Here is a 25,409-nt window from a genome sequence, read left to right on the forward strand (position 1 = left end):
GTTCTTTGCTTATATGTATACGACGAAGTGTGCACTTTTTTGTTCCCAAACTTGAAAAAGCTGACTCCCACGTATAGGTGTCAGCTTGAATCATTTGCCAAAGTCTTAGCTTAGTCCGTTGATCACGCCACCTTCATCGACGTAGAGCAGTTCTGCTGCTGGTTTTTTCGGAAGTCCTGGCATCGTCACTAAGCTACCTGTCAGGGCAACAATAAAGCCTGCTCCTGCAGACAGGCGGATTTCACTCACTTGAATCGTAAAGTCAGTAGGTGCCCCCAATAGATCGGCACGATCTGTAAAGGAGTACGGTGTTTTTGCCATGCATACTGGCAAATGAGACATACCCAGTTCTTCTACCTTTTGAATGGTTCTCAGTGCACCTGGAGAAAACACGACTCCCGATCCACGATACACCTCTTTCACAATCGTCTCGATTTTTTCCTTTACGGAAAGCTCCTCTTCATAGAGGAAGCGGAATTGTGACAGTCTTTCTGCTGCACGTGCCACCTTTTCAGCCAGCTCCGTTCCACCTGCTCCACCCTCTGCCCAAACGTTGGAGAGTGCCGCCTCGACGCCAGCCTGCTGGCAAAGCAGAATGACTTTGTCTACCTCTGCTTGTGAATCTGTCGCAAAGTGATTGATAGCGACTACTGCCGGAACACCAAATTTTTCGAGGTTTTCCAAATGTCGCTTCACGTTGGCAAACCCTTTTTCCAATGCCTCCAGGTTCTCTGTGGCCAAATCAGCAACCTTTACCCCCGCATTGTACTTCAAGGAACGAACTGTTATCACGACGACAGCAGCTGCTGGTGTCAGCCCTGCTTTTCGACATTTGATGTCAAAAAACTTCTCCGCTCCTAGGTCCGCGCCAAACCCGGCCTCTGTCACCACGTAGTCAGCCAGCTTCAGTGCTGTTTTAGTCGCGATGACACTGCTGCAGCCGTGGGCAATATTCGCAAACGGACCACCATGAATGATGACTGGCGTGCCTTCGATCGTTTGGACGAGATTCGGCTTGATTGCTTCCTTCAAAAGCACCACCATATCTTCAACTGCATTCACTTCCTCCGCCCGAACAGGCTGGTCGTCAAAGTCGTAGCCGATAATGATATGTGCTAGGCGATCTCGCAAATCTGACAAGCTCTCGCTCAAGCAAAGAATCGCCATGATTTCCGAAGCGGTAGTAATCATAAACCCGTCTTCCCGTGTCATGCCATTGCTATCCCCAAGACCTACGACGATGTTGCGCAGGGCACGGTCGTTCATATCCATCGCGCGTTTCCAAACGATCTTCTTAGGATTCAGTCCACGCGGATTGCCGTGAAATATATGGTTGTCAATCATGGCTGCAAGCAGATTATGGGCTGCCGTAATCGCATGTATGTCGCCTGTAAAATGGAGATTGATCTCATCGGCAGGGAGAATTTGCGCTTTTCCACTGCCTGTTGCTCCTCCTTTAATGCCCATGCATGGGCCAAGTGATGGCTCGCGGAGTGCAGCAATCGTCTTTTTTCCCAGTAAATTAAGGGCTTGTGACAACCCAATCGTGGTGAGCGTCTTACCTGCACCTGCTGGATTGGGATTCATTGCAGTAACGAGGATTAGCTTGCCATCTTGACGTTCCGCTACCTTTTCCCACAGCTCGTTAGATAGTTTCGCTTTAAACTTTCCGTAAAGCTCCAGATCCTCTTCTTCGATACCTGCTGTCTTGGCAATCTCAACAATCGGCTTCATGCTTGCCTCCCTACATTCCATGAATTTCTTGTTTATTTACCAATGATCTACATTCCACATTGTAGTCGTTTCTCCTTTCCTTTGGTGCTTATTTGACTAAGAAAAGCATGTGGGTAGCCTCAGAATCATATGGCTATGAACTTTTGATCCCCCGCAACCATTACCTGGAAAATGGCGTCTATTGTCTATATAAAGAAAGCGAGTGTGACATCGTTTGAACCTTTTTTCATCTGAAGCTCGAGTATGGTATAGGAAAAAAAGAAATGTCGTCCGGATGGGTATTATGCTGGGGTGGCTGATCGGTACGATAGCTATTTTCTCGAAATATTCTTTGGATGAACGCAGCATCCTCTGGATGGGGCTCAGCGGATACTGCGGCGTGTTGCTTTTTTTCAGTTACATTTTTGGTTACATGAGAACTAAATTTATAAAATCAAGGTTTACTTATTTTCTTTTAGTAGTCTTTGCTGTCATGCTCTTATATCTGCTCATCATGCTCGGTAAGGTCGTAGCAGATATCGCTACAGGTCCAGTCATCAAGGAAGTATTGATCGAGGAGAAATGGGACCCACGAAGGGGTGGCGATCAGGTCAAGACAAGCGACGGCGATCATTATGAGATTGCAGGAAACCATGTAGTCATTGAGGCGGGGCGCAAATACGTCATTACCGTATTTGAACACAGCAGACTTATCGTAAACTCCAGAGAGATAAGATAGGGGCATGTGCTGGGCAAGCTCTGCATCGTGGCTTCAAAAAAAACCTGCACCCTGTTTAAATACAGAATGCAGGTCACAGCTACGCTCCAAAAATCTTTCCCGGATTCAGTATGCCTGTCGGGTCCAGTACATTTTTAAAGGATTGCATCACGTCTAGCGCTTCGCCATGCTCGATGCGTTGGTATTTTGCCTTTCCTACACCGACTCCGTGCTCACCGGTGCATGTCCCTCCACGGCTGAGCGCGTATTCTACCAGGTGTGCATTCAGTTTTTCTGCACGAGCTACTTCATCAGAATCATCCAAATCAATCATCAAAATAACATGGTAGTTACCGTCTCCGACATGGCCGAGGATGGCCCCATCTAATCCCGAACGGTCAATGGCTTGCCGCGCATCGACGACTGCTCCAGCCAGCTCGGAAAAAGGCAGACACACATCGGTCACCATCATCTTTTTACCAGGTGATTTGTGCAGGAATGCGTAGGCCATGTTGTGCCGCACATCCCAGAGCTGGGCACGAGCCTTGGAATCTGTCTCAAACAAAAACTCCTGGCATCCGTGCTCTTTTGCGATGTTTTGGGCAAATTCGATATCGTGAGTCAAGCTTTGCTCACTGCCGTGAAACTCGATAAACAGTGTTGGGGTTTCCGGGTAGCTCGTTTCCTTGTAAATATTAACCTGACGAATGGAACGCTCATCGATCAGCTCAATCCTGGCCACCTGTATGCCAGCGGATAATATATCGACAACCGTATCGACTGCATCCTGAACGGAAGGAAAGCAAGCCCGGGCTGCCGTTGTCGCTTCGGGAATTCCGTACACACGCAATGTCAATTCTGTAAAGACACCGAGCGTCCCCTCCGAGCCTACGAACAAGCCTGTCAAATGATAGCCAGATGATGATTTCGCAGTCATGCTCCCTGTGTGAATGATTCGACCATCAGCGAGTACGACCTCCAGATCACGTACCTGATCACGCATGACGCCGTAGCGGACCGAAGTAGTTCCACTTGCATTCGTCGCTGCCATTCCGCCAAGTGTCGCATCCGCACCCGGATCTACGGAAAAGAACAGTCCATGCTTTTTCAGCTCTTTGTTCAGCTGAGTGCGCGTGACTCCTGGCTGGACCCGAACGAGAAAATCTTGCGGGCGAACCTCCAGCACTTGATTCATCTGGGAAAAGTCCATGCTGATGCCGCCCTCATAAGGAATTGCATGGCCCTCCAGACTCGTACCAAGACCAAACGGGGTAACTGCAATGTGGCGGGCATGGGCCAGCTTCATAATTTGGCTAACCTCTTCAGCCGTTTGCGGAAAGACGACGACATCCGGCAGTCTTGGCGTGTGGTACGATTCATCATGACTGTGGTGCTCCAAAACGGTTTGATTTGTCGTAACCCGTTCTTCTCCAAGCAATTCGACCAACGCTTGCATGTATTCCACTTTATCTTCCCCTCCGTTATTTGCTCAGGTTCACCAGGAACAAGCTGATTTCAGGAATGTAGGTGATGAGCAGCAAATCAATGACCATAATAATGAGGAACGGTATAACTGCCTTTTCAATTTCTGTATTGGACAGCTTAGCAATTTTTCCTGCCACCAAAAGATTAATTCCAACAGGAGGCGTCAGCATACCGATAGCAGAGTTAACGACCATGATCACCCCGAACAATACAGGATCAATGCCCAAGGTTGTAATGATCGGAAGCAAGATTGGTGTCATGAGGATAATGGTTACTGCCGTTTCCATGAATGTTCCCAAAATTAGCAGCAACACATTGATGATCAGAAGAGTAATAATCGTACTATCGGTAATCCCCAGCATGAATTGGGCAATTTCCTGAGGAATATTTTCCCTAGTCATAAGAAATCCGAATGCGTTGGCTGTAGCGATGATCAGCATGATAACAGCTGTCATAGTACCTGCGCCTGTAAAAATTTCTCCAAGATCCTTCCATTTAATTTCACGGTAAACAAATAAGCCTATGATCAATGCATAGACCACTGCTACGACTGCCGCTTCAGTAGCGGTAAAAATTCCTCCGTATATTCCGCCAAGAATAATAACCGGCATGAGAATTGCCAAAATTGCGTCTTTAAAAGACTTCCAAATCTCAGCTGGGGAATGCTTTTCTCCACCACCCCAACCCTTTTTCTTACTAACCCAAAAAGAATAAGCAACAAGCGAGATCGCGACGAGAATACCCGGGCCGATTCCAGCAATAAACAAATCATTAATGGAGGTACTCGCTGCTACTCCATACAAAACCATCGGCACACTCGGGGGAATCATGACACCGATTGTTCCACCCGCCGCATGTAATGCAGAAGAAAATCGCACATCATATCCCTTTTTTACCATGTGCGGAATTAAGATACCACCCACAGCCGCAGTCGTTGCTGCTGACGAACCAGAAATAGCAGCAAAAAATGTACAACCCATAACGGCTACAATCGCCAAGCCTCCTGGCAAATTCCCGACAATCGTATTTGCGAAGCGAATTAGTCTGGCCGATATCCCTCCCGTTTCCATCAGCTTACCCGCGAGCAGGAAAAAAGGGATCGCCATTAGCGGGAACGAATCGGTCCCGTTGAACATTTTTTGGATAACGACCAACAGCGGGATATTCCCCTCTACCATAAAAGCAACGACTACAGAAAGACCCAGCGCCACGGCAATCGGCACATTGATGATCAGGAGAACCACAAGCGTCAAAAATAAAATCGTACCCACGATCGATTCACTCCTTCCCTGTGATGTCTTTCCACGTTACATGGAGAGCGTTCATGATGAGCAGAACACCGCTGATCGGGATCACCATGTAGACATACCCCATGGGAACGAGCAGAGTGGGCGATAACTGTGTCATGCTTCTAGTAGCTAAGCTATATCCCTGTTGAACCATCACAACAAAAAAGAAAATGCTAAGCACCGCCGCTACAGAAAGAACTACTTTGTTCATGAACGGAGACAAATGCTTTTGTATATATTCCGTTCCAATATGCGCTTTGATCGCCATCGCATATGCCGAGCCTAAAAAAGTGATCCAAATCAGCAAATACCGAGCGAGCTCTTCCGTCCAGGCAAGCGGCATGTCCAAGAAAAAGCGGAACAGAACTTGAAGGAAAACGGCAACAACCATTATGGCTAACAAAGCAATAACGATAAGGCGAGTGATGCTGTTTATCTTGGAAATAATGTTGCCCACACGACTTCTCCTTTCGTCGGGGAAAGGGGGGAGAAAAGCACGCAGCTCTTCTCCCTTCTCCTTTTATTTTGTATTCATGATTTCATCAACCAGCTCTTTGCCGAATTGACCGGAAAACTTGTCATATACAGGCTTCATCGCATCGCGGAAAGCTTGCTTGTCTACATCCTCCGTAATGACTACGCCTTTACCCTTGATGTTGGTAATCGCTTCCTCTTCCATTTTGATCATCAGCTCGCGCTCGTATTGACCTGCTTTCTTTGCTTCTTCGGCGATGAGCTGCTGTACATCAGCAGGCAGCTTGTCCCATACTGGCTTGCTGAACAAGATCATGGCAGCCGAGTATACGTGACCAGTCAAAGCCATATGTGTTTGCTTCGATTCGTACAGCTTGTAGGTTTGTGCTACGATTGCAGGGTTTTCCTGCGCATCTACAACACCTTGCTGCAGGGCGGTCAGAGCTTCTGTCCAAGCCATCGGAGTCGGTTTTGCTCCCAATGCTTCAAAGGCAGCGAGGTGAATCGGGTTTTCCTGCGTGCGGATTTTCATTCCTGCCACATCTTCTGGCTTTTTAATATCCTTGGAACCGTTTGTGATGTGACGGAAACCGTTTTCAGCCCAAGCCAGACCAATCAGGTTCGCGCTTTCCATGTCTTTGAGCATGTCCTGACCTACTTTTCCATCCAGAACCTTGTATGCTTGCTCACGGCTTTCAAACAAGAACGGCAAGTCCAGCACCCCAAGCTTTTGATAGAAGTTGGTCACTGGCGCTGTCGAAGTAATCGACATATCTGCCGTCCCAAACGTAAGTGCTTCTGTCAGCTCACGCTCAGCTCCAAGCTGGCTGAGTGGATATACCTCGATTTTGACTTTGCCGTTAGAACGCTTGTCCACATCCTCCGCCATCTTCTTCAAAGCCAAATGATACGGATGATCCTCTGTCAAGGAATGTCCTGCTTTCAGCACATAAGATTGCCCGTCATTCTTTGGAGCTTCTGAGCTAGCAGCAGGCTGTCCACCTGTCTGACCGGAAGGCTGGGCGGACTGGCCGCCGCCCCCTCCACATGCTGTAAGTAGTAAAGAAGCCGACATGATACCGGAAAGTAACAAACTCCATTTTTTTCGCAACATCTCGATGGTCCCCCTGATTTCATTTCTTTATTTTAGTTCATTTCTAAATTCATTTAATAATATGAAAATTTAACACATTTGACTAGATCCCTCTTCCACCATCCACGTTCATCACTTCTCCAGTGACGATTTTGGACAGGTCGGAAGCCAAGTACAGCGCAGCTTGAGCAATATCCTCCGGCTGAATGAGCATACCCATTGGAACGCTGCTGATGAAAATGTCCTTCTTGCCAGCTTCTACCTGATCTTCATCTCCGTTGATAAATTTGCCCAGCATCGGTGTTTCGGCTGGCCCAGGGTTAATCACATTCACCCGAATTTGATTGGGAGCCAGCTCGATAGCGAGTGCCTTGCTCAGCATGATCGCCGCGCCCTTGGATGCGCAATAGGCGTTCAGACCAGGTCTAGCGCGAATTCCCGCAATTGAAGCGATATTGATGATGCTTCCTTTGCTCGCTGCCTTCATATGCGGAACCACATGCCGCGCTGTCAAATAGATCGATTTCGTGTTCACAGACATGATCTTATCCCACTGTTCCAGAGACAGCTCCTCAATCGGCGTAAAAGCTTGAGGAACACCCGCGCAATTCACCAGCACGTCAATTGAACCAAACGCAGTGATAGTCTCCTGAATCATAGCTGCAACACTTTGATCATCGGCTACGTCGGTTTGGACAGCATGCCCCTTGCCTTCTGGAAGCTCCTGCGCTACTTGCTGGGCCGCTGCCTTGTTCAGGTCAGCCAAAACGACCTGTGCCCCTTGGTCTGCGAACAGCTTGGCGATGGCTTTCCCCATGCCTGACGCTGCTCCTGTTACAATCGCTGTTTTCCCCTGCAATAGTTGTCCGTTCATAGATTAATGACCACCATCCTTTCTTCTGTCATCTCCTCGACAGCATAGCGCGGTCCTTCCTTGCCAAGTCCACTGTTTTTGACTCCGCCATACGGCATGACATCGTTGCGATACGTGGATACATCATTGATCACAACGCCGCCATATTCGAGAGTACGTGCTGCCTTCATAGCGATATTTAAATCTCGCGTAAAAATGCCCGCCTGCAAACCGTACTCAGAATCATTCGCTTGGGCAAACGCTTCGTCCAGGTCGCTATAGGGGATGATGGTTACCACCGGTGCAAAAACCTCCCGGCACACGACCTTCATTTCCGGCGTTGTATTAACCAGCACAGCAGGATAGAACAAAGCTCCCTCACGTTTTACAGGCAGCAGCGATTTAGCCCCCTGGCTGATCGCTTCCTGTACCCATTCCTCGGTGCGGATCGCTTCTTTTTCACTGATCATCGGGCCAACATCTGTATCCGGGTCTTCCGGATTGCCGACCTTCAGCTGATTGACATGTGAAATGTACAAGTCAGAAAACTCCTGCATGACTGCCTCATGGACGTAAATACGCTGTACAGCAATACAAGCCTGCCCTGCATTGTGAAAGCTGCGTGCTGCCGTCTGACGGGCTGCCAGCTCCAAATCCGCGTCCAGATGAACGATATTGGGAGAATTGTTCCCCAGCTCCAGTGCTACAGGACGCATGCCGCTGCGTTCTTTGATATGGCGTCCTACCTCACCTGACCCGGTAAACGTATACATGGCGATTCGCTCTTCATCCAAAAGCCATTCGCCTACCTGGCTGCCCGCTCCCGTAACGATATTGATATAACCCTTTGGCAAGCCTGCTGCTTCCAACACCTCAAGCAGGAGAAAGGTCGCAATCGGAGTTACCGTCGCGGGTTTGACTACCAATGTATTGCCCGCCGCAATAGCAGGAGCAATTTTGTGCGTGCTGAGCAAAAGTGGATAGTTAAACGGCGTGATCGCTCCAATTACTCCTTTTGGCACGCGAATGGTGAAGCCCAGACGATTTTCGGAGCCCTCTGTTGATTGCAGTGGGACCATTTCACCGTGTATCTTTTTCGCTTCCTCTGCCGACAAAAGCAAGGTATTGATTGTCCGATCAAGCTCATTCATCGCATCCTTGCGTGTTTTTCCCACCTCACGAATGAGGGATCGCTCCATCTCGTCTCTGCGTTCCTCCATTAACTGTGATGCTTTCAACAAAATTTTATAGCGCTGAAACGGCGTCAATGTGTCCTGCTTAAAGGTTTTCTGCGCTGCATCTACTGCTTCTGTCACATGATGCTGCTCCGCACGGGCGATGTATGCGATACATTCTCCACTATATTTGTGGAAAACAGGAATGGAGCTCTCCGTTTTTACCCATTCTCCACCGATGTACAAATCATACGATTTCGCTTCCATTCTCCTCTTCCTCCTCATTTTTATTTCGCCTGGGCATAAATGTGGCGAACAAGCTCGTCTCCCAGTTCCTTGGTCGATGCCTTGCCTCCCAGGTCAGGGGTCAATATTTTGCCATCTACTAAAACCTGTTCGATCGCATTCATAATTACCGCACTGATTTCAGGCAAATCGAGGTGATCCATCATCATCGCCAGGCTCCATACCTGCGCAATTGGGTTGGCAATGCCTTTCCCTGCAATGTCTGGTGCGGACCCGTGAATCGGCTCAAACATGGATGGAAATTTTCGTTCCGGATTGATGTTTGCAGATGGTGCGAGACCCAGCCCCCCGACAATCGCGGCACCCAGATCTGTCAAAATGTCTCCAAATAAATTACTAGCGACGACCACGTCAAATGTCTCTGGACGCGTAATAAAATAGGCGGCGAGGGCGTCGATATGGTAGAGATTCGTTTCTACCGCAGGATGCTCGCGAGAAATTTCCTTGACGATTTCGTCCCAGAACGGCATGGAGTGGTTAATTCCATTCGATTTTGTCGCAGCCGTCAGCCTCTTTCTCGGCCGCTTTTCAGCTAGAGAGTAAGCATATTTGAGGATGCGCTCCGTTCCGTAACGAGTAAAAACGTTGTTCTGTACAGCCATTTCGTACGGTGTTCCTTGGTGCATACGCCCGCCCATATTGGAATATTCGCCTTCTGTATTTTCCCTGACTACCACGAAGTCGAGATCAGCATGCTCCTTGTAGCGCAGCGGACTTTCTAATCCCCGGAGCAGCTTTACAGGGCGCAGATTCACATATTGCTGAAATGCTCGGCGAATAGGCAAGATTAATTCCCATACCGAAACATGATCGGGTACTTCAGGTGCACCCACTGCACCAAGCAGGATCAAATCGTAATCCTTTAATGTATCCAATCCATTTTCCGGCATCATTCTGCCGTGTATGAGGTAATATTTACAGTTCCAGTCCATCACATCATTGGCGAAACGAATTCCCCCATGGCTTTCTTCGAGTGCTTTTAATACTTTCAGTCCCTCGTCCATCACCTCGGGACCGATTCCATCTCCGGGAATCACGGCGATCGAGTAATGAAGCAATCGACTCCCCCCTAAATAATCTAAATTATTTGACCATTCACCAGCTAACTCTTGCACATTTGATGCCAAGTCAGAGGAAAAAGGGCAAATCGATGAAACGCTTTCATAGCAGGCAAATAAAACAACGTCATTCGACATTGTTCCGCACAAAGCAACGAAGTGCTGCAACGAAACGTTGCAACACTTTGCTCACTCGATCTGATATTGTTTGATTTTTCTCCAGAGAGTCGTCCGATCCATCCCCAGCAGCTTTGCCGCCATGGTTTTATTATGCTTGACCTGTAGCAATACCGCTTCAATCCTCTTCGCTTCCGGGTCAAAATGATCTGTTGCTGCAGGCCGCAAGCTGTGGGCCGGGGCTGTCCTTTTTCTGGCAAATAAAAAAGCAGCGTCCCCTTTTCCGATCCTGCCGCCCTTTGCTAAAAGTACCATTCGTTCTACCACATTACGAAGCTCCCTCACGTTCCCAGGCCAATGATATGTCTGAAACAGAGAATACAGTTCCTCATCTACCTTCACCACTTTTTGCTCATGCTGTTCATTCATTTCCTGAATCATGCTTTCCACGAGCAGCGGAATATCAGACAGTCGTTCTCGCAAAGCAGGAACATCCAGCTTTAACATATTTATGCGGTAATAGAGATCGGCGCGAAAATGCTCTTTTTCAATTTCCTCGGCCAAGTCGCGATTTGTTGCAGCTACAATCCGCACATCAATAGGGATGATTCGCTCCCCACCCACGCGGCGGACTCGCCGCTCCTGCAGCACTCTGAGTAAAAGCACCTGAATACGCAGCGGCATCTCTCCGATTTCATCCAAAAACAGCGTTCCACCGTGTGCCAGTTCAAATAGTCCGGGCTTTCCACCCTTTTTGGCACCGGTAAAAGCACCATCCTCATATCCAAACAGTTCACTTTCCAAAAGGCTTTCCGGCAAAGCAGCGCAATTGACAGCCAAAAAGGGCCCGAACGCTCGACCGCTTTCCAAATGAATTCCTTGGGCAAACAGCTCCTTGCCCGTTCCTGATTCACCTGTTATTAATACCGTTGCACTCGTCTTTGCAAATAAGGCTGCCTGCTCCCTTGTTTCCACAATCTTGGGCGCTGTACCGATGATGCTGTCGAGCCGATATCTAGCTTCCAGACCGTTATCATGCAGCTTTTTCCGAAGCGACATCTCCATCTTTTGAATGTCGCTAATCTCTTTAAAATTGGAGACCGCACCCACGATCTGATCCTTGACGATGACCGGAATACGGTTAATGACAATAGAACGGTCCAGCACGGTAGCTACATCCCCCAGCTCCTGACGCCCAGTCTTCAAGACACGCAGCATGTCCGAGTGGGGAATATAGTCCGTGATCGGCTTCCCCAACACCTCTCCGGTAAGCCCCAAAAGAATTTTGGCATGCTCGTTGACGAGCGTAATATGTCCCAGGCGATCAACAGCGATTACCGCATCGTGCGCGGAATTGACGACAGCCTCCATGAGGTGCTTTTCTCGCAATCGATCCTTGGTGTACGTGACCAAAGATGCTGCCTGCTGTACTGCCCTACGTAGAGTCGCAATGGATGGATCAATCATAAATCGCTCTGCTCCTGTCTGTGTACTGGACAAGAGTATAGCGTCCCAGGCAGGTATCAAGTAAATCTTTTGGTCGTGATCATGATTGGCATGGAATTCGTCCTGGCACCAAAACTGACAAGCAAGCTCGTCTTCCGTACCCAGTTCATGCTCCAGCTGTAGCCAGTCTCTTTCCTTAGCTGATGCACAGACGACCACGAGCTGCTTGTCTGTATGCTCCGCTCCCTGCAGCTTCACCCATGCTCTTTTCACATCGCTCATATCGATGGACAAAGAGACGACTGGGAGCGATAGCGACTCCAGCTCTTTTGCGTAACGTTCGGTTGTAATGACAACAAACGGATTCATCATCTGATCCAAAATCGATTTAATCGAGTAAAAATAACCGGCACTATGTCCACTTCTCTCCAACAAAGCAGCCATCTTTTTCTCCAGTTCTTTCTCTAGCCTGTATAAGGCAATCATAGATCCCCCTGATTCATTGGCGATGTGATGTGGTATTCAGCCATTTTGCGGTATAACGTGTTTCGCCCGATCTGGAGCAATTTTGCCGCCTGACTTACATTTCCTCCACTCGTATACAATGCCTTTTTAATGGCTTGCAGCTCTGTTTCACGCAAAGATTGAACGGCCTCTTCAGTCTCTTGTGAGACGACAGCTTCCTCCAGCCCTTCCAATTGAATATGCTCTGCGGCGATCTCGTAGGTCTCTGATAGAAAGCACGCCTGCATTAATACGCCTTGCAGCTCCCGCACATTTCCCGGCCAAGAATAGGACCGCAGCTTGAGCTTCGCTTCCTTCGACAAGAAAATCGGCTCTTCTCCCGCTATTTTTTGAATCAAATACTCAGCCAGCTGGACCACATCCGCGCGCATGCGAAGCGGCGGTACCTGAATCGAAACACCCTTGAGCCGATAGTACAAATCGGCCCGAAAACGGCCTGCCTTGATCTCCTCTGGTAGATTGCGATGGGTAGCAGCTATCACTCTCGCATGGATAGGACGGGACTGGTTACTCCCCACAGGAGTGACGATTTTCTCCTGCAATACGCGCAATAGAGCCGCTTGTGCCCGCAATGACATGTCCCCAATTTCATCCAAAAATATGGTTCCATGCTTCGCTGCTTCGAATTTACCGATCCTGCCCTCGCGATGTGCTCCAGTAAAGGCTCCACCCTCATAGCCAAACAATTCACTCTCGATCAAATTTTCCGATATTGAACTGCAGTTCACTGCGATGAAAGGCTCCTTTGCACGCGGGCCCATCTCGTGAATCATTTGGGCAAACAGCTCTTTGCCTGTGCCGCTCTCCCCGTTAATCAATACAGGAAAGTCTACATGCGCTGCCTTTTGTCCAAGCTTTTTTGCCTGAAGAAAAAGCGGGCACGAACCCGCCAGTCGCGGAAATGGCTTGGCTTGAGAGCCCGGTGACATCGACCAGACGCGTCTCCGCTGATCCTGTATTTTGGCTCCAGCTCGCTCTACCTCTGGGTCTATAGTAGTTCCCAGCGCTTCCTTTCCCAAATGCTTTTTTGCATGCTCATTAAGACTAATAATTCGATCATCCTGATCCAGACCCACAAGCGGCAGACTAAGCCCAGCTCCTCCAGCCGTCGTTAACGGTCTCGGGAGCGCAATCACACGCTCTGCTTCTGCAAGCATCAACCGATTCTGCACTGCCTCGGCAATCATGCAAGCGATCGTTAGTGCAAAGGGATGTGAATATTCTTTTCTCGTACTAATATCAATAACGCCTAGCAGCTCACCCGTCGGTGAAAAAATAGGCGATGCCGAACACGTCAGAAACCGATTTTCCAAAAAGTAATGCTGGTCACCCTGGATTTGGACAGGCTGCTGTGCAATCAGGGCCGTACCGATCGCGTTCGTCCCCTTATTGCCCTCGGTCCAGTTGGCGCCAATCTGCAGCTGTACCTTTTGCGCCTGATTCGCAAATACAGGGTCTCCTACTGTATGAATAATGTTTCCATCCTGATCGGACAACAAGGCGATATGCTCAGTCGACAACAAAAACGGTGCCAATTTCGTAAAAAGGGGAAAGCTTTCACGGATCAGAGGATGATTTTCCTGAATGATTTCTTTAATCCTTCTGCTAGAGATAATTTGATCATTAGCCTTTTCCGTGGCTTTGAGGCTAGATTCCTGGCAGCGTTTCCAAGATTGCTGAACAATCGTCGACAACACTCTTCCCCTCCCCCAAAATCATTCCCTTTCAGTATAGCACGAACTGGAATTTTTTCACTGTTCGCAGCTTTAAATCGTATTGATCGTTCTTTTTTGGAACACTTTTTGCTCCATTTCAGAACACACCTCTCCTTATCTATTCTAGAAAGCGTTGTCATTTCCCCCTTTTTCGACTTGGTACGATATTTGCTTTTGGAAAAGGATGTACAGAACCAAGTGATAATAGAGGAGGCGCTCGCATGATCTACGCTCAACCCGGCCAAGCCGGATCCAAGGTGACTTTCAAAAAACGCTACGAAAACTACATTGGGGGAAATTGGGTTCCGCCAGTGAAGGGTGAATACTTTGAAAATGTCTCTCCTGTCACAGGTAAAATGTTTTGCGAGGTAGCTCGCTCCACTGCTGATGACATTGAGCTGGCTCTCGATGCTGCACATGAAGCAAAAACAGCTTGGGGTCGCACTTCGGTTGCGGCGCGCTCCAACATTCTCTTGAAAATCGCTGACCGCATGGAAGCTAATCTGGAGCTTTTGGCTGTTGCGGAATCGTGGGAAAACGGCAAACCTGTACGTGAAACGCTAAATGCAGACATTCCTCTTGCGATTGATCACTTCCGTTATTTCGCCGGAGCCGTCCGCGCTCAAGACAGCTCGCTTGCCGAAATCGACAACGATACAGTTGCTTATCACTTCCATGAACCACTTGGTGTAGTGGGACAAATCATTCCTTGGAACTTCCCTCTGTTGATGGCTACTTGGAAGCTGGCTCCTGCTCTCGCTGCCGGAAACTGCGTGGTTCTCAAGCCTGCTGAACAGACTCCTGCCTCCATCATGGTGCTCATGGAGCTGATTGGCGATCTGCTGCCTCCAGGTGTCGTAAACGTAGTAAATGGTTTTGGTCTGGAAGCAGGAAAACCGCTCGCCTCCAGCAACCGCATCGCCAAAATTGCCTTTACTGGTGAAACGACAACAGGTCGACTCATCATGCAATACGCTTCCCAAAACATCATTCCCGTTACATTGGAGCTCGGCGGTAAATCGCCGAACATCTTCTTCCCGGATGTGTGTGCCCAAGACGATGCCTTCCTCAACAAAGCGATCGAAGGCTTTGTGCTTTTCGCACTCAACCAAGGCGAGGTTTGCACATGCCCATCCCGAGCCTTGATTCATGAGAGCATTTACGATCAATTCATGGAGCGTGCACTGAAACGGGTAGCAAGCATCAAGCAAGGAAATCCGCTGGATACAGATACAATGATTGGCGCTCAAGCTTCCCTGGAGCAGGTAGAGAAAATCCTCTCCTACCTGGATATCGGCAAGCAGGAAGGCGCAGATTGCTTGATCGGCGGTTCGCGTGCACAGCTCACAGGTGATCTTGAGGGTGGCTACTACATCCAGCCTACGGTCTTCAAAGGCCACAACAAAATGCGTATTTTCCAAGAAGAAATTTTCGGTCCTGTCGTCTCTGTTACGACCTTCAAGGATGCTGAGGAGGCCCTCTCCATCGCCAACGACACCCTGTACGGCTTGGGCTCCGGCGTATGGACTCGCGACGTAAACACAGCATATCGCTTCGGACGTGAAATTCAGGCAGGTCGCGTGTGGACCAACTGCTACCACGCCTACCCTGCTCATGCAGCATTCGGCGGATACAAAATGTCTGGTATCGGTCGTGAAAACCACAAGATGATGCTCGCTCACTACCAACAAACCAAAAACCTTCTGGTTAGCTACAGCGATCAAGCATTAGGATTCTTTTAATCATATGGAACAACAAGAAAAAGTGCTCGCAACAGATGCTGCGCTGCAATTGATTGAGCGGTTACGAGCGAAGCACGGCGACTTGATGTTTCACCAATCGGGAGGCTGCTGCGATGGCAGCTCCCCGATGTGTTACCCGCTCGGTGAGTTTCTTGTCGGGGATCAGGATGTGCTGCTCGGCGAGATTGGCGGCTGCCCGTTTTATATGGGGAAAGCACAGTACGAGTACTGGAAACACACCCAGCTCATCATTGATGTAGTCGAAGGACGCGGCGGGATGTTCTCGCTGGAGGGCCCTGAGGGACTCCGCTTCCTCACTCGTTCACGTATGTTTCCTGAAGCTTAGGAAAACCTCTATCGAGGAATCCCAGGGAGGAGCGACCGTGATTTAGTGGAAGGTTATTCTTGCTAAATCATGATGTAGATTCGTGTAGTTTATACTTTCTGATTTAGAAAAAACAAGACCGCCCTTTCACCTGTCTAGGTGGGGACGGTCCTGTTTTTTTATCGCTGTCTCGGCTTCTTTTTCGTTGTACGTTGGGTAGATGGTGTGCCTGCCCGCTTCGGTGCTTTTGTGGCAAAACGGTCTGTGCTTCGTTGTGCTTTGGCAGGCCTGCTGTTCTCTCTGCCTGGCTTTCTAGTGCTGTCCTTTGATTTCTGTCCAAATTCACTTGGCTTGCGTGTATTTTGCTTACTATTGCGCTTTTGCCCATCCGATCGGCGATCATTCTCTTTGCCTGGACGGTCTTTTCCACGTGATTCATTACCACGTGACTGATCACGCCCGCCTCTCGCATTACGGTCCTTGCCCTCACCACTTTTTCTACGGTCGTCACTCTGACGCTTCCGCCCAAATCCTCTTTCATGTCGCTCAGAGCGATTTTTTGGTTCCCCTCTGCGCTCTTTTCCTCCGTCAGAATAGGCTGTCCCTGCCTTTTGCTGTCGTGCTCCTGCTTTCGCCTCGCTCGTATCCTTTTCCATCCTGATTCGTTCAAGCGGCAGCTTAATTCCTTTTTCAATCATCTCCAAGAGATTACGGTCCTTCGCAGCTACCAGGGTATACGCGATCCCCTGCTCTCCTGCGCGGCCCGTTCTGCCGATACGGTGAATATAGCTGTCCACATCTTCAGGGATGTCGTAGTTGAACACATGTGTGATCCCTTCAACATCTAAACCGCGGGCTGCTACATCAGTGGCAACGAGATACTGAATCCTTGCCTCGCGGAATCGCTTCATGACGTCTTCGCGTTTTGCCTGTGACAAATCCCCGTGTAGTTCGTCTGAAACATAGCCATACCCTTGCAGGGCTGCATTCAAGGTACTCGCTCTGCGCTTCGTCCGGCAGAAAATGACTGCCAGAAAAGGTCGCGCTTCATCCAGCAAGCCACGAAGAGTCGCTTGCTTCTGCCGATCAGTCGTTTCCACAACAATCTGCTTGATGTCATCCAGAGTGATACGTTTACCCTGTACGTGGATATCCTCCGGCTGCCTCAGAAAGCGTTTAGCAAGGGAACGTACTTGTTCCGGCATCGTTGCGGAGAACAGCAAGGTTTGGCGATCCGGCGAGGTCGTTGCGATGATTTCCTCCACCTCAGGCAAAAAGCCCATATGCAGCATCTGGTCTGCCTCGTCGAGTACAAACGTCGAAATGCTGGAGAGCTCAATCGTGCCGCGTCTCAAATGATCGAGCAGACGACCGGGAGTCGCAATCACAATCTGCTTCTTACCTGCCAGCTTTCTCATTTGCTGGGCGACGTCTTGTCCTCCGTAAACAGCCAGCACATGTATATCGTCTAGCCTTGCTGTCAGCTTTTTCACTTCTGCCGTAATTTGCAGGGCGAGCTCTCGGGTTGGCGTCAAAATCAATGCCTGTACATGTGTTGCCTGTGGATCAGCCTGCTCCAAAATGGGCAGTACAAAAGCAAGAGTCTTTCCTGTACCCGTCTGTGCCTGAGAAATGACGTCTTTTCCTGTAAGGATAACGGGTATGGATTTTTCTTGAATTGGAGTAGGCTCGGTAATCCCGTTTTCTTGCAATGTATATACTAGTTCCTTACGTATTCCCAATCTAAAAAAGTCAGCCAGTTTCGCCATCTCCCATTCTGTGTTGATCGAAATCGCGCTTATTTTGTACAGACCGCGACTCCGATAAAATAACGTACGCCATCACGCGGCTTTTCAAAGGTAACGCCTCGTTGATAGTAAATTTCTACTTCCGAAAATCGGACAAAAAGCTGCTCGAATTCCTCCGGGGTTAGCTGGTGAACGTGAAACGGCTCACTCGTCTGCATTCCTCTTCCTCTTCCAAAAGGACTGGAGAGGACAAGCGTTCCGCCCGGCTTTAGCATTCGGTACAGATTGTTCATAAAGAGCAAGTCGTCCTCGACATGCTCAATCGTTTCGAAGCTGAGTATCGTATCGAATTGTCCGAGCTGCTCGGGTAGCTCGGGATCAATCGCATTACCGGTCTGATACGTAATTTTTTGATGGTTGTACTCCCGATTGGCATAGTAGATCGTTTCAGCGTCGATGTCTACGCCTACAAGGTGAGTCAGCTCTCTCTTACGTTCCTTGGCAACCATGTGACACCCATATCCAGTCCCGCAGGCGATGTCCAGAACTCTTCCCCTGATATAAGGAGTAGCAAAGTAATATCTGGCTATATGCTCCAGCAGCATGCCGTTCGTAGGCTTTAGCAGCTTGGGGATGATTCGCTCCCCTGTCCATTCTAGCAATCTCATCACCAATTTTCTCGATTCTACTTGATCACATCTTACCTCATTCCTATGATGGATCATACCTATTCTCCGATTATAGGAGAAGGAACTCATACCTTAATAAATTTGTAAGAGTTTTCTATGCTGTTTTGTTAAAGCTGGCCGTTAAGATAGTAACATGAATGCATTCATAAGGTGGGAAAAAAGCATGACGAATTACCATGTCCTCGTTGTCGACGACGAGGCTGAGATTAGAGACGCGATCGAAATTTATTTACAGAATGAATCGATGATCGTCCACAAAGCAGGCGATGGACTTGAGGCGCTAGCCATTTTGGAAAAAGAAGAAATCCACCTCATCATCCTAGACATCATGATGCCCAAAATGGACGGAATCACTGCCACGTTTAAGATTCGGCAGGAAAAAAACATTCCGATCATCATGCTTTCAGCAAAATCCGAGGACACCGATAAAATTCTCGGACTCAATATCGGAGCGGATGACTATGTAACCAAGCCCTTCCATCCTCTCGAGCTGTTGGCACGGGTCAAATCCCAGCTCCGTCGCTATACCAATCTGGGCACCTACAAAGTCACCGAGGATGAAATACAAGTACGTGGACTCACTTTAAACAAGAGCACCAAGACGGTCTCGGTAGACGACAATGACATCAGGCTAACCGCGACTGAGTACAAGATCTTGGAGCTGTTGATGGAAAACAAGGGGCGTGTCTTTTCGATTGAGGAAATCTACGAGCGCGTCTGGAAGGAACCTTATTTGAATGCGGAAAATACGGTCGCCGTACACGTCAGACGTATACGCGAAAAGATCGAAATCAACCCGAAGGAACCGAAATACTTAAAGGTGGTATGGGGAATTGGATACAAAATCGAAAAATAGCCGCACTCCGTTACTGGCAATGCTCGCCTTGGTAGTGAGCATTTCCCTCGCCTTGTTGACTGCGGCCGATCTCTACCACAATCGTGAATACTTGCAAAAAGACAATTACTTTCAAAGCTCCAGTTTTCGCTGGGAGCTACAGAATTTTGTCGAGCTGGTAAAAAAGGTGCATGTGGATTATGCAGGTTATGAGACGAAGACTCCTCAAGAAAAGCTGGGGAAAGAAGAGCTCCGGCAGTATGCCTCACAACGGGAATATAGTCTGCAAGAGAGCGTAAAAAACATTTCCCAAGAGTACATGCCGCAAATCGAGGACGCCAGAAACGCTGGTAAACCGGAAGAAGTAGCAAGACTCACGACTGAAATGGAACAACGCAAAAAAACCCAATCTGCCAAGGACGTCGCTTGGTGGGATAAGCAGCTTAGCGAAATGGTAACGAATAAGGATCAGGATTATGAGGAGAGCAAAAACAGCTTAACCCTCCGAAGCGGATCGATCAGCTATTATGTAAATGACAAAAAAAATCACAAAGTATATACCAATCTCGATCATGAGCCCACGGAAACTGAGATGAGAACAGCTCGTTTCTCAATCTCCTTCCCGCAAAACACGTATCAAAAATACAGCGAGTTCTCAGGAATTAGTCGTACGTATCAGATCAATCAATGGAATGGTGTGTTCTTTATTCCGGTAAATTCCGAAGGGTACAGCCAGATCCAAGCCGACGCTATTTATTTTGACTCCATCCGTGACCGCCTATTAAAGGAATGTGCATTGCTTACTGTAACTCTCTTGATTGCTGCTATGCTTTGGTGGTATCTGAGCATGATGAATGCAATCAGACTTCCGGTCATAACAAAAAGCTTGGCGCTGTTCAGACTCATTCCACTGGACATTCGCATGATCCTGATACTACCGCTTGGTATCACGTATATGCTCATGATTTCAAATATGCAGTTCTTCTATTTACCGCTTGAAATTGAGCACTTTTTTACGCTAGGCTTCATTTCCGTTTTTACTGCCTACTGGCTCCTGCAGCTATTGGAGGGTTGGCACATGTACAAAGAGCCTGAGCTTTTCAAAGAGCAATGGCAACAAAGCCTGCTGAACAGACAACGCGTCCTTTTCCGGGAGAGCTTCGCGAATAAAGGAGTATTTTTTAAGGTTGCGACTTTGTTCATCCTAACCATCGGACTTGGCATGAGCATCGCATTAGGGCTCGTTTCCTTAATCAAAGGCGCGGGTGCCCTCTTGATTCTATGCTTTTTCTACGGATTGTTTTATATGATTGTAGTGTTTCCATATGTCCTGCGACGTATCGGATTGATGAATCGAATCCTGCTGGGAGCATCCGAAATGGCGTCCGGGAATATGAACGCCTCCATCGAAAAGATTCGAAAGGGCAAGCTTTCTGAGCTCGCTCACTCGCTCAACAACATACGTCAGGGTATGAAGCACGCGATGGAGGAGCAGGTGAAAAGCGAAAGGCTCAAATCAGAGCTGATCACCAACGTTTCGCATGACTTAAAAACGCCACTTACTTCTATCGTCAACTATGTGGACTTGCTCAAGCGAGATAATCTGTCCCCAGAAGAAGTAAAGAGCTATGTAGAAGTATTGGAGCGGAAAACAGACCGACTGCGCATTCTAATTGACGATCTGTTTGATGCTGCGAAAATGGCAAGCGGCTCGGTTGAGCTGAACATCGAAGAAGTAAACGTTGCAGCCTTGCTTAATCAGGCGATTGCTGAATTCAGCGACAAGATTGAGCAATCGCCGCTCACCTTCCGCGTCAATACGGAGCAGTCCAAAATCTACGCTCCGCTCGACGGCAAAAAAACATGGCGTGTCTTTGAAAACCTGATCGGCAACGCATTAAAATATTCGATGCCCAAAACGCGTGTTTTGATTGATTTGTTTGAGCGTGACCATGAGGTTATTCTCACGATCAAAAACGTCTCTGCCTATGAAATTGACTTTGATGCAGAAGAGCTGTTTGAACGCTTCAAGCGAGCGGATCAATCGCGGAATACAGAAGGCTCCGGTCTGGGGCTGGCCATTGCAAAGAGCATCGTCGAGCTGCAAGGCGGGAAGCTGTCCATCGAGATTGATGGGGATTACTTCAAGGTGACGGTTGTGTTTCGCAAGTGGGCTCGGGCGGGGGGTTAGTGGAGGAGAGGAAACAGGAGAAAACGCTCCAGGTACTTGGGCCATTAGCTAGGATGTATGACTGACCGGTTCCATGTCAAAAGCGAAACCGCGTCCAAAAGTAGTCCGTTCACAGATGCCTCTCAAAGGTGGACGCTTAAGAGCATGTTTCGCTTTTGACATTCCACCTCGGTGAATGTCCCAAAGACCTTCGCTTATTTCTCCTGTTTCCTCTCACCAGCTTTATTCCTTTCTCGCTGGTATAAAAAGATAAAGATTTTTTGGGTAAAGCTAGGATGCTATACAGAAAGACTAAGAAATGATTGAATTGCCCCCTACGTAATAAAGCCGATGCCCCTTCACCAGGACATCGGCTTTTTGCTTTGTATCGACGGCTAGATCGCGAAATTTCGTTCAAACAATGCTTGCACGTCCGAGACCGCTTGCTGCTCGTCTTCTCCTTCTATCTCAAACGTGATTTCATCTCCGGTCTTTGCGCCCAGTGCCATGACGCTGAGGATGCTTTTGCCGTTGGCCTGCTTGTTGTTATAGATCATTTTGACTGTAGAGCGGTACCCATTAAGCAGGTTGACCAGAACTGAAGCAGGACGGGCATGGAGACCGCCGCTAACGGTTACTTCCACGGTAAAACGAATCATTACACTCCTCCCTTCCCGTTTTCATCCTGTTAGAAAGAACTTTCGGATGACGGCAGCAACACCATGCTGGTCATTCGTATCGGTTACTTGACGCGCAAGCTTTTTGACTTCCTCAGGCGCATTGCCCATAGCCACTCCCATTCCGGCAAATTGCAGCATCTCCACATCGTTGTAGTTGTCGCCTACCGCCACGATTTGTTCGGGAGCAATGTCCAGCCTTTTACTGAGTACAGCAAGTCCTGTTGCCTTGGAGACACCATCCGGTAAAATCTCCAGATTGTGATTCCCGGACGCAGTGACTCTGATTCCTTTTAAATCTACCCTCGCGATATCCCTTCGGGCGGCAGCTAAACGCTCTGGCTCTCCCATTACAAAAATCTTGGGAATACTCACATCATTTTCACGTACGTAGTCAACGACCTGGCAGGACGCCATGATCTTGAGTGGATATAGATTCTTCCACAGCTGACGCAGCGCAGAGGGGTTCAATAACGGAAACAGATCTCTCCACTTCCAGCTTTTATTGGTAACCGCGTACGACTCATGCAGCAGCATAACATCCAATCCATACTCCACGAGTATTTCTGAAATCCGGGCCGCTGTCTCAGAAGGGATACGCTTTACGAACAAAACCTGGTCCGTAAGTGGATCAGCCACATACGCGCCGTCATGAGAGACGAGTGGTACACGAATATGAAACTGTTTGGCTAGCGTTTTTGCAGAAGGATAGGCCCTTCCTGTCGCCAGCGTTACATATACTCCTTTGCTGGTAAGCTCTGTGATCGCTTGCAGCGTCACCTTGGACAGCGTGTGGTTAGACATCAAAATCGTCCCGTCCACATCGAGTGCCAGCAGTTTATAGCTCATGATACGGGCTTGAAAAACTGCGGCAAGTAGTCTTTATGGGCCTCTAGCATTTCATCGAGAATCTTTTTGGCAACCACATCAGAGTGCACCAACGGATTGATATTCATCGCCAGCAGCGCCTGATGATAATCCCCGGTCACGGCTGCTTCTGCCGCTACACGCTCGAATGATTTGATCTGCTGGACAAGCCCACGTACCGATACTGGCAAATCACCAACGGACAGCGGAATCGGGCCTTCTCGCGTGATGACGCAATTGACTTCGACCGCCGAATCGTCCGGAATGCTTGCAATAGCCCCGTTGTTTCGCACATTTACTGGCTGAATATCACGCTTGTCGTTGTAAATGGAGTAAATCAAATTGCAGGCAGCCTCACTATAGTACGCTCCCCCGCGCTTCTCCAGCTGTGGCGGCTTGATGTTCAAATCCGGGTCCTCGTAAAGCTTGAACAGCTCCGCCTCAACCTGCTTCACCACTTCGGCGCGCGTTCCATGCTTCTTGGCCTCTTCCTGCTCATGCGCCAGCATCGCACTGGTCTGGTAATAGTACCGGTGATAAGGGCACGGCAGAAGGCCTAGCGCCTTGATAAAATCGGGGTCCCATCCCAGATCGAGGATGTTTTGCATCGTAATTCCTGACTGCTCACCTGTCAGCTTGTCGATCACCTGGGAGATCACATTCTCCCCATCGACATAAACAGCAAGGCCAAATACCATGTGATTCAATCCCGCAAAATCAATATGGACACGTGATTGCTCGACACCTAATATCGTTGCCACACCCATTTGCATGCCGATCGGAACATTGCACAGTCCAATTACTTTTTTCCTGCTCGTGTAGCGCAATACCGCCTCAGTAACCATGCCTGCCGGATTGGTAAAATTGATGAGCCACGCATCCGGGCATAGCTCCTCCATATCGCGGCAAATGTCCAGGATCACGGGAATGGTGCGAAGCCCTTTGAATAAACCGCCTGGACCATTCGTTTCTTGACCAATCACGTCATATTTCAGAGGAATCGTCTCATCCTTGATCCTAGCATCGAGCAAGCCCACACGCATCTGTGTCGTGACAAAATCAGCACCCTCCAGTGCTTTCCGTCGATCGAGCGTCAGATGGACCTCCATGGGCACACCTGCTTTTTCCACCATTCGCTTGGCCAAGGCACCTACAATTTGCAGCTTTTTCTCACCTTCAGGAATGTCGACCAGCCACAGCTCCCGTACAGGGAGCTCGTCGTAGCGCTTGATAAAGCCCTCTACCAGCTCCGGCGTATAGCTAGACCCTCCACCGATCGTAACGATTTTGATTCCGCTCACACTCCAGCCTCCTTGCCTGTATGGATATGACCATACAGCTCTACGAATTCTGTGGCCAAATCCTTAATAGTCATGGCATTCATCAAATGATCCTGCGCATGGATCAACAGCATGCTGACCTCTGTCTTCTCACCGGATACTTCCTTTTGGATTAAAGCAGTCTGGTTTTGGTGGGCGAGGCTCAGTTCCTCCCCTGCACGGTTTAAAGAGTCTTGTGCCCCTTCCAGGTCCTTGTTTTTCGCCTTGGCGATTGCCTCCATCGCTAGACTTCTGGCATTGCCTCCATGCAAAATCAATTGAAAAATCACGTCTGTCTGGTCCAAATAGATCTCCACCTATCCGAGTTGGTTGAAATTCACCAGCTGTATCTTCTGTTTCTGTACATATTCCTTTATTTGCGGCGAAGTCAAAATTTGCAGCTCTCTGGCACGCTGATGATTATAAGAGCTGCCCGTCAGCACTTCCTGATCGAGAAATGCCGGATGGGTCATCATTTCCACGGTCGAAAAGCCTGCTTTATCAATATCCTCGAAAATGCTTATCAACGTATCTACACTCAAATCATCACCATAAAAACGATGCATAAAGCCCTCAGTCGTCTTGATTTGCGGCCAATTCACCTGTTCGCGTGGAGTCAGCGTCCACGGGTTTCGGACAGGCAGATCGTACTCCTCTGCCAGTTGGAGCACGATGGGCAAAACTGCTTCATGCGCGTGAACGTGATGATGACTGTCGATATGGGTAAGCTTGAGCCCGCTTGCCAGAAAAGTCTCGATCTGTGCCTTCAATTCACGCCGGAGCTGATCGGCATTTGCCGCAGATAAATGGTCCTGCCCCCGCCGAAAACGCCCCTGTTCATCGATTAATGCTGGCACATCCTGACTCACTGGCGAGCCGCAGTCAAGCACCAGATGAATCCCTACTCCAAGCCCGGGATTCTCTTTTGCCAGCCCGGCAGCATGAGTGAATCCGGGCATATTGACCATCATGGTTGCAGACGTGACGATTCCTTCCCGGTGTGCTTCGATAATCCCGAGGTTCACCCCCTTGGAATAGCCAAAATCGTCAGCATTGACAATCAGTTTCAT

At 48.8% G+C, this 25,409-nt stretch carries 22 protein-coding genes; 5 read left to right on the plus strand and 17 right to left on the minus strand.

Annotated elements, in window-relative coordinates; all coding sequences use genetic code 11:
• Positions 1 to 105: 105 nt before the first annotated feature.
• A complete protein-coding gene (locus C3B52_RS03840) occupies positions 106 to 1,755 on the minus strand; it encodes a formate--tetrahydrofolate ligase (protein ID WP_268811875.1) in 1,650 nt (549 codons plus the stop codon).
• A gap of 253 nt (positions 1,756 to 2,008) precedes the next feature.
• Between C3B52_RS03840 and C3B52_RS03845 the strand changes: the two genes are divergently transcribed.
• On the plus strand, positions 2,009 to 2,452 hold the full coding sequence (locus tag C3B52_RS03845; protein WP_103104781.1) for a hypothetical protein: 444 nt from the start codon (positions 2,009 to 2,011) through the stop codon (positions 2,450 to 2,452).
• Positions 2,453 to 2,531: 79 nt separating this feature from the next.
• On the opposite strand, the gene C3B52_RS03850 is transcribed toward C3B52_RS03845, so the two are convergent.
• The 9 genes from C3B52_RS03850 to C3B52_RS03890 all read right to left on the minus strand — a co-directional run bounded on the left by C3B52_RS03850 (position 2,532) and on the right by C3B52_RS03890 (position 13,946).
• Entirely contained in the window at positions 2,532 to 3,896 is a 1,365-nt protein-coding gene (locus C3B52_RS03850; RefSeq protein WP_103104782.1) for an FAD-binding oxidoreductase, read from the minus strand.
• A 16-nt stretch (positions 3,897 to 3,912) separates the two neighbouring features.
• Positions 3,913 to 5,187 (minus strand): TRAP transporter large permease, encoded by a 1,275-nt coding sequence (locus C3B52_RS03855; protein WP_103104783.1) that lies wholly within the window; start codon positions 5,185 to 5,187, stop codon positions 3,913 to 3,915.
• Positions 5,188 to 5,194: 7 nt separating this feature from the next.
• Positions 5,195 to 5,662 carry a TRAP transporter small permease gene (locus tag C3B52_RS03860; RefSeq protein WP_103104784.1) on the minus strand — a complete coding sequence of 156 codons (468 nt, stop codon included), beginning with the start codon at positions 5,660 to 5,662 and terminating at the stop codon, positions 5,195 to 5,197.
• 63 nt (positions 5,663 to 5,725) lie between these two features.
• On the minus strand, positions 5,726 to 6,793 hold the full coding sequence (locus C3B52_RS03865; RefSeq protein WP_103104785.1) for a TRAP transporter substrate-binding protein: 1,068 nt from the start codon (positions 6,791 to 6,793) through the stop codon (positions 5,726 to 5,728).
• 82 nt (positions 6,794 to 6,875) lie between these two features.
• The gene (locus C3B52_RS03870) at positions 6,876 to 7,646 is read right to left on the minus strand and encodes an SDR family oxidoreductase (RefSeq protein WP_103104786.1); all 771 of its coding nucleotides are present in this window, start codon (positions 7,644 to 7,646) and stop codon (positions 6,876 to 6,878) included.
• Positions 7,643 to 9,067, minus strand: a complete 1,425-nt coding sequence (locus C3B52_RS03875; RefSeq protein ID WP_103104787.1) for an aldehyde dehydrogenase family protein — start codon at positions 9,065 to 9,067, stop codon at positions 7,643 to 7,645. Before C3B52_RS03875 ends, C3B52_RS03870 begins: the two co-directional genes overlap by 4 nt.
• 20 nt (positions 9,068 to 9,087) lie before the next feature.
• Entirely contained in the window at positions 9,088 to 10,164 is a 1,077-nt protein-coding gene (locus tag C3B52_RS03880) for a tartrate dehydrogenase (RefSeq protein WP_103104788.1), read from the minus strand.
• Positions 10,165 to 10,353: 189 nt separating this feature from the next.
• Positions 10,354 to 12,213 (minus strand): sigma-54 interaction domain-containing protein, encoded by a 1,860-nt coding sequence (locus tag C3B52_RS03885; protein ID WP_103104789.1) that lies wholly within the window; start codon positions 12,211 to 12,213, stop codon positions 10,354 to 10,356.
• Positions 12,210 to 13,946, minus strand: coding sequence for a sigma-54-dependent Fis family transcriptional regulator (locus C3B52_RS03890; RefSeq protein ID WP_103105059.1), 1,737 nt, complete (start codon positions 13,944 to 13,946; stop codon positions 12,210 to 12,212). Before C3B52_RS03890 ends, C3B52_RS03885 begins: the two co-directional genes overlap by 4 nt.
• 242 nt (positions 13,947 to 14,188) lie before the next feature.
• Here C3B52_RS03890 and adh point away from each other — a divergent pair, with 242 nt between their 5' ends.
• Entirely contained in the window at positions 14,189 to 15,709 is a 1,521-nt protein-coding gene (gene adh, locus C3B52_RS03895) for an aldehyde dehydrogenase (RefSeq protein ID WP_103104790.1), read from the plus strand.
• A gap of 4 nt (positions 15,710 to 15,713) precedes the next feature.
• Positions 15,714 to 16,055 (plus strand): DUF779 domain-containing protein, encoded by a 342-nt coding sequence (locus C3B52_RS03900; RefSeq protein WP_103104791.1) that lies wholly within the window; start codon positions 15,714 to 15,716, stop codon positions 16,053 to 16,055.
• Positions 16,056 to 16,213: 158 nt separating this feature from the next.
• On the opposite strand, the gene C3B52_RS03905 is transcribed toward C3B52_RS03900, so the two are convergent.
• Positions 16,214 to 17,803: a DEAD/DEAH box helicase gene (locus C3B52_RS03905; RefSeq protein WP_103104792.1), complete on the minus strand. Its 1,590-nt coding sequence runs from the start codon at positions 17,801 to 17,803 to the stop codon at positions 16,214 to 16,216.
• A gap of 29 nt (positions 17,804 to 17,832) precedes the next feature.
• Positions 17,833 to 18,450, minus strand: a complete 618-nt coding sequence (locus C3B52_RS03910; protein ID WP_164684691.1) for a class I SAM-dependent methyltransferase — start codon at positions 18,448 to 18,450, stop codon at positions 17,833 to 17,835.
• A gap of 184 nt (positions 18,451 to 18,634) precedes the next feature.
• On the opposite strand from C3B52_RS03910, the gene C3B52_RS03915 reads away from it, so the two are divergent.
• Together C3B52_RS03915 and C3B52_RS03920 are read left to right on the plus strand one after the other, a co-directional pair.
• On the plus strand, positions 18,635 to 19,327 hold the full coding sequence (locus C3B52_RS03915) for a response regulator transcription factor (protein ID WP_103104793.1): 693 nt from the start codon (positions 18,635 to 18,637) through the stop codon (positions 19,325 to 19,327).
• The gene (locus tag C3B52_RS03920) at positions 19,305 to 21,497 is read left to right on the plus strand and encodes a sensor histidine kinase (RefSeq protein ID WP_103104794.1); all 2,193 of its coding nucleotides are present in this window, start codon (positions 19,305 to 19,307) and stop codon (positions 21,495 to 21,497) included. Before C3B52_RS03915 ends, C3B52_RS03920 begins: the two co-directional genes overlap by 23 nt.
• A gap of 374 nt (positions 21,498 to 21,871) precedes the next feature.
• On the opposite strand, the gene C3B52_RS03925 is transcribed toward C3B52_RS03920, so the two are convergent.
• From C3B52_RS03925 to chbG, 5 genes are read right to left on the minus strand one after another with little or no spacing between them, the layout of a single operon-like run.
• Positions 21,872 to 22,135, minus strand: coding sequence for an HPr family phosphocarrier protein (locus C3B52_RS03925; protein ID WP_103104795.1), 264 nt, complete (start codon positions 22,133 to 22,135; stop codon positions 21,872 to 21,874).
• 21 nt (positions 22,136 to 22,156) lie between these two features.
• Complete coding sequence (locus tag C3B52_RS03930) at positions 22,157 to 23,002, minus strand: Cof-type HAD-IIB family hydrolase (protein WP_103104796.1); 846 nt, start codon at positions 23,000 to 23,002, stop codon at positions 22,157 to 22,159.
• On the minus strand, positions 22,999 to 24,321 hold the full coding sequence (locus C3B52_RS03935; protein ID WP_103104797.1) for a 6-phospho-beta-glucosidase: 1,323 nt from the start codon (positions 24,319 to 24,321) through the stop codon (positions 22,999 to 23,001). The genes C3B52_RS03930 and C3B52_RS03935 overlap by 4 nt, the downstream gene beginning before the upstream one ends.
• The gene (locus tag C3B52_RS03940; protein WP_103104798.1) at positions 24,318 to 24,644 is read right to left on the minus strand and encodes a PTS lactose/cellobiose transporter subunit IIA; all 327 of its coding nucleotides are present in this window, start codon (positions 24,642 to 24,644) and stop codon (positions 24,318 to 24,320) included. The genes C3B52_RS03935 and C3B52_RS03940 overlap by 4 nt, the downstream gene beginning before the upstream one ends.
• A 12-nt stretch (positions 24,645 to 24,656) precedes the next feature.
• Positions 24,657 to 25,409 (minus strand): chitin disaccharide deacetylase, encoded by a 753-nt coding sequence (gene chbG, locus C3B52_RS03945; RefSeq protein ID WP_103104799.1) that lies wholly within the window; start codon positions 25,407 to 25,409, stop codon positions 24,657 to 24,659.

This window comes from Brevibacillus reuszeri (assembly GCF_002897295.1).
Lineage (GTDB): Bacteria > Bacillota > Bacilli > Brevibacillales > Brevibacillaceae > Brevibacillus > Brevibacillus reuszeri_A.

Coding starts and splice junctions, on each gene's coding strand:
- C3B52_RS03930 (WP_103104796.1), bottom strand. CDS start 23,002: ATGAGCTATAAACTGCTGGCACTCGATGTGGACGGGACGATTTTGATG.
- C3B52_RS03845 (WP_103104781.1), top strand. CDS start 2,009: ATGGGTATTATGCTGGGGTGGCTGATCGGTACGATAGCTATTTTCTCG.
- C3B52_RS03915 (WP_103104793.1), top strand. CDS start 18,635: ATGACGAATTACCATGTCCTCGTTGTCGACGACGAGGCTGAGATTAGA.
- C3B52_RS03900 (WP_103104791.1), top strand. CDS start 15,714: ATGGAACAACAAGAAAAAGTGCTCGCAACAGATGCTGCGCTGCAATTG.
- C3B52_RS03840 (WP_268811875.1), bottom strand. CDS start 1,755: ATGGAATGTAGGGAGGCAAGCATGAAGCCGATTGTTGAGATTGCCAAG.
- C3B52_RS03885 (WP_103104789.1), bottom strand. CDS start 12,213: ATGATTGCCTTATACAGGCTAGAGAAAGAACTGGAGAAAAAGATGGCT.
- C3B52_RS03870 (WP_103104786.1), bottom strand. CDS start 7,646: ATGAACGGACAACTATTGCAGGGGAAAACAGCGATTGTAACAGGAGCA.
- C3B52_RS03925 (WP_103104795.1), bottom strand. CDS start 22,135: ATGATTCGTTTTACCGTGGAAGTAACCGTTAGCGGCGGTCTCCATGCC.
- adh (WP_103104790.1), top strand. CDS start 14,189: ATGATCTACGCTCAACCCGGCCAAGCCGGATCCAAGGTGACTTTCAAA.
- C3B52_RS03875 (WP_103104787.1), bottom strand. CDS start 9,067: ATGGAAGCGAAATCGTATGATTTGTACATCGGTGGAGAATGGGTAAAA.
- C3B52_RS03905 (WP_103104792.1), bottom strand. CDS start 17,803: ATGGCGAAACTGGCTGACTTTTTTAGATTGGGAATACGTAAGGAACTA.
- chbG (WP_103104799.1), bottom strand. CDS start 25,409: ATGAAACTGATTGTCAATGCTGACGATTTTGGCTATTCCAAGGGGGTG.
- C3B52_RS03865 (WP_103104785.1), bottom strand. CDS start 6,793: ATGTTGCGAAAAAAATGGAGTTTGTTACTTTCCGGTATCATGTCGGCT.
- C3B52_RS03910 (WP_164684691.1), bottom strand. CDS start 18,450: ATGAGATTGCTAGAATGGACAGGGGAGCGAATCATCCCCAAGCTGCTA.